Raw genomic sequence first — 3,857 nt, 5'->3', positions numbered from 1 at the left:
GCTGGTTGGCGGGCTGTTTGGCGTCGGTGGCGCGGTGATCGCCACCCCCATTCTCGCCGGGGTGATGGGCATGACCCAGGTGGCGGCCCAGGGCATGTCCCTGGCCATGGCGCTGCCGACCACCGGGGTCACCCTGGCCAGCTATGCCTGGCATGGGGAAGTCGATTGGAGCGTGGGTATTCCGCTCGCCCTGGGTGGACTGCTCAGCGTGAGCTGGGGCGTGAAGTTGGCGCACCAGTTGCCTGAGCGGCTGCTGCGTCTGCTGTTCTGCGGTTTCCTGCTGCTGTGTGCGGTGCTGCTGGCGCTGCGCTGACTACTGCCGGAAGCCCTCGGCGATGTGCTCGGCGAGGGTGTCGATGATCGGCGAGGCGCTGCGCGGATTGCGCAGCAGTTCGATGGAGCAGGCCGGCAGGTCGGGCATGCCGTCGGCTTCTCCCAGCCGGCGTAGCTCGCTCGGCAGCAGGCTTTCCAGTTGTGCAGTGACCGCCAGGCCGGCCTTGACGATGCCGAGCAGGGCGGCAAGGCTCGGGCTGCTGTAGGCCAGGCGATAGCCGCGGCCGCGATTGTCCAGCGCCCGGCGCGCCCATTCGCTGAGAAAGCACGAGGTGTTGAACATCGCCAGCGGCAGCGGATCGCGCTGGTGGATATCGAAACCCGGCGCCTCGGCCCAGACGAAGCGCTCGCGCCGCAGGGGCAGGCCGATCTCGTTGCCCGGTTCACGGGTGACGATGGTCAGGTCCAGGTCCTGGCGTTGCAGCAGGCCGGCGGTGGTCTCGCAATGGACATCCACCTGCACCAGCGGATAGGCCTTGGCGAAGCCGGCCAGGATGCCGGGAATGAACCTCATGACGTAATCGTCGGGGGTGCCGATACGCACCGTACCCACCATGTGCGGTTCGCGCAGGGTGGTCATCACCTCGCCATGCAGCTTGAGGATGCGCCGGGCGAAGCCCAGCAGGATCTGACCCTCCGCCGTCAGGCGTACCTGGCGGCCGTCCCGTTCGAACAGCCGCCGCTGCAGTACGTCCTCTTCGAGCTTGCGCATCTGCATGCTCACCGCCGACTGGGTGCGATTGACTACCTCGGCCGCGCGGGTGAAGCCGCCCTGATCGGCGATGGCGACAAAGGTGCGCAACAGATCGGTCTCTATGCTCGGATAATTCATAGCATCAACCAGGCGAATGGATCGCATCAGAAAGATTCGTTGGATTGATGTTATGCCAGCGTCCAGACTTGAGCCATACCCCCTGGAGCAGGAGATCCACCATGGCTCAGCTCATCACTCACCAAGATTCGGCTGCGCGTACCGCGGGTGTTCCGGGCGTCATTTTCCGTCTGCGGCAGGTCTGGGCCTGGTTGCGCCGGGCGGTCGAGCTATCTCGCCAACGCCGGGCCCTCTATCGACTGGATGAGGGCGCGCTGCACGACCTCGGTCTGAGTCGCGCCGATGCCTGGCAGGAAGCCGACAAGCCGTTCTGGCGGCAACCCGCAGAGGAGGGCCGCCGCCGATCCTGCTAGGGTGGAAGATCACCTGTCTCTGTCAGGAGCTCGGATGGATAGCCTTTCCCTGCGCGAAGCCCGGCGCCTGGCCTTGCGTGCCCAGGGTTTCGGGAGTCAACCCAAGGGCGGCGCGGGCCTGGCCGCCCTGTACCGCCAGGCCGCACGCCTGAATGTGCTGCAGATCGACTCGGTCAATGCCCTGGTGCGCTCGCACTATCTGCCGCTGTTCAGTCGTCTCGGCCGCTATGCCTTCGCCGACTTCGATGCCCTGGCCTGGGGGCAGGGGAGCAAGCGGCGGCTCTATGAATGCTGGGCTCACGAGGCCTCGCTGGTGCCGGCCGAGGTCTGGGCCGAACTGCGCTGGCGACGCGATCAGGCGCGCCAGGGCATTGGCATCTATCGGCAGCTGGCGCGATTCGCCGTCGAGCAGCCGCAGGTCGTCGCCCAGACCCTGGAGGCGGTGGTGCAGCGCGGCGCCCTGGGCGCTGGCAGCCTGGCGAAGCGGGTCGAGCAGGCCGGTCCCTGGTGGGACTGGAGTCCGGGCAAGCTGGCGCTGGAGTGGCTGTTCGCCGCGGGTGAGGTGACGGTGGCCGGACGGCGCGGCTTCGAGCGCCTCTATGACCTGCCCGAGCGGGTGCTCCCGGCGGAGATCCTCGCGGCGCCTGCCCCTACGCCGGAAGCCGCGCGCCGGGCCTTGCTGCTGCGCAGTGCCCGTGCCCTGGGCGTGGCGAGCGAAGTCCAGCTGCGCGACTACTTTCGCCTGAGTCCCGCCGAAGCGCGGCAGGGCATGGCCGAATTGCAGGAGGAGGGCAGTCTGCGGCTCGTTCAGGTGCAGGGCTGGTCGAAGCCGGCCTATGTGGCCGAGGCGCCGAATCCCGGGCGTCCGGTGCAGGTGGCGGCGCTGCTGTCGCCCTTCGACTCCCTGGTCTGGGAGCGCGAGCGCACCGAGCAGCTGTTCGGTTTCCGCTATCGACTGGAGATCTATACCCCGGCGCCCAAACGGGTCTATGGCTACTACGTGCTGCCCTTTCTCTATCGGGAGCGACTGGCGGCCCGGGTGGATCTGCGCGCCGAGCGGGCGCACTCGCGCCTGGCGGTGCATGCGGTGCATCTGGAGGCAGCAGGCTTGGATGACGAAGGGCTGGATGCCCTGGCGGGGCAGTTGCGCGCCCTGGCCGCTTGGCTGGGTCTCGCCGACCTGCAGTTGCACGAGCCGGCGGACGTCTTGCGTGAGGCTGTGGCGCGGCACTAGATCGCGCCGCGCCTCTGCCTAGCGGCGGATGCCCTTGAGCGTCTCGGCGATCATGAAGGCCAGTTCCAGGGACTGGTCGGCGTTCAGGCGCGGGTCGCAATGGGTGTGGTAGCGGTCGGAGAGGGCGTCTTCGGTGACCGGGCGGGCGCCGCCGATGCACTCGGTAACGTTCTGCCCGGTCATCTCGATATGGATGCCGCCCGCGTAGGTGCCTTCGGCCTGGTGCACGCCAAAGAACTCCTTGACCTCGCCCAGCACGCTGGCGAAATCCCGGGTCTTGTAGCCGGTGGAGGCCTTGATGGTGTTGCCGTGCATGGGGTCGGAACTCCACAGCACCTGGCGGCCCTCGCGCTCCACGGTCTGGATCAGGCGCGGCAGGTGATCGCCGACCTTGCCCACGCCCATGCGCACGATGAGATTGAGACGCCCCGGATCGTTCTCGGGGTTGAGGGTATCGAGCAGGCGGATCAGGTCTTCGCTGGTGGTGGAAGGGCCGACCTTGACGCCGATGGGGTTGTTCACGCCGCGCAGGAATTCGACGTGGGCACCGTCGGGCTGGCGGGTGCGATCGCCGATCCAGAGCATGTGCGCGGAGCAGTCGTACCAGTCGCCGGTCAGGCTGTCGCGGCGGACGAAGGCTTCTTCGTAGTTGAGCAGCAGCGCCTCGTGGGCGGTGAAGAAGTTGGTTTCCTTGACCTGCGGCGCGGTGTCCAGGCCGCAGGCGCGCATGAAGGCCAGGGTCTCGTCGATGCGATCCGCCAACTGGTGGTAGCGGTCGGCCAGGGCCGAGTTGGCGATGAAGTCCAGGTTCCAGCGATGCACCTGGTGCAGGTCGGCGAAGCCGCCCTGGGCAAAGGCACGCAGCAGATTGAGCGTCGCGGTGGACTGGTTGTAGGCCTGGATCAGCCGCTGCGGATCCGGGATGCGGCTGCCTTCGGTGAAGTCGATGCCATTGACGATGTCGCCGCGGTAGGCCGGCAGCGAGACGCCGTCCTGGACTTCATCGCCGGAGGAGCGTGGCTTGGCGAACTGGCCGGCCATGCGGCCGACCTTGACCACCGGGCAGCCCGCGGCAAAGGTCATGACCACCGCCATCTGCAGGAGC

At 67.6% G+C, this 3,857-nt stretch carries 5 protein-coding genes; 3 read left to right on the top strand and 2 right to left on the bottom strand.

Annotation, left to right across the window (positions count from 1 at the left end; translation table 11 throughout):
- On the top strand, window positions 1–313 hold a 313-nt coding region (locus tag GSQ95_RS24200), incomplete at its 5' end, for a sulfite exporter TauE/SafE family protein (protein ID WP_158973948.1).
- Here the strand turns inward: GSQ95_RS24200 and GSQ95_RS24195 are convergent.
- Window positions 314–1,165, bottom strand: a complete 852-nt coding sequence (locus GSQ95_RS24195) for a LysR substrate-binding domain-containing protein (RefSeq protein WP_158893901.1) — start codon at window positions 1,163–1,165, stop codon at window positions 314–316.
- Between the two features lie 101 nt (window positions 1,166–1,266).
- Here GSQ95_RS24195 and GSQ95_RS24190 point away from each other — a divergent pair, with 101 nt between their 5' ends.
- Window positions 1,267–1,518, top strand: a complete 252-nt coding sequence (locus GSQ95_RS24190; protein WP_158893903.1) for a DUF1127 domain-containing protein — start codon at window positions 1,267–1,269, stop codon at window positions 1,516–1,518.
- 34 nt (window positions 1,519–1,552) lie between these two features.
- Entirely contained in the window at window positions 1,553–2,752 is a 1,200-nt protein-coding gene (locus GSQ95_RS24185; protein ID WP_158893905.1) for a winged helix-turn-helix domain-containing protein, read from the top strand.
- Between the two features lie 18 nt (window positions 2,753–2,770).
- Here GSQ95_RS24185 and GSQ95_RS24180 read toward each other — a convergent pair.
- A partial coding sequence (locus tag GSQ95_RS24180; protein ID WP_158973946.1) for a 3-deoxy-7-phosphoheptulonate synthase class II occupies window positions 2,771–3,857 on the bottom strand: 1,087 nt, incomplete at its 5' end.

Source organism: Pseudomonas sp. BAV 4579 (assembly GCF_009765395.1).
GTDB lineage: Bacteria > Pseudomonadota > Gammaproteobacteria > Pseudomonadales > Pseudomonadaceae > Chryseomonas > Chryseomonas aestiva.
The sequence above is the reverse complement of the archived record's forward strand: the minus strand, read 5'-3'. Positions and strand labels throughout refer to the sequence as shown.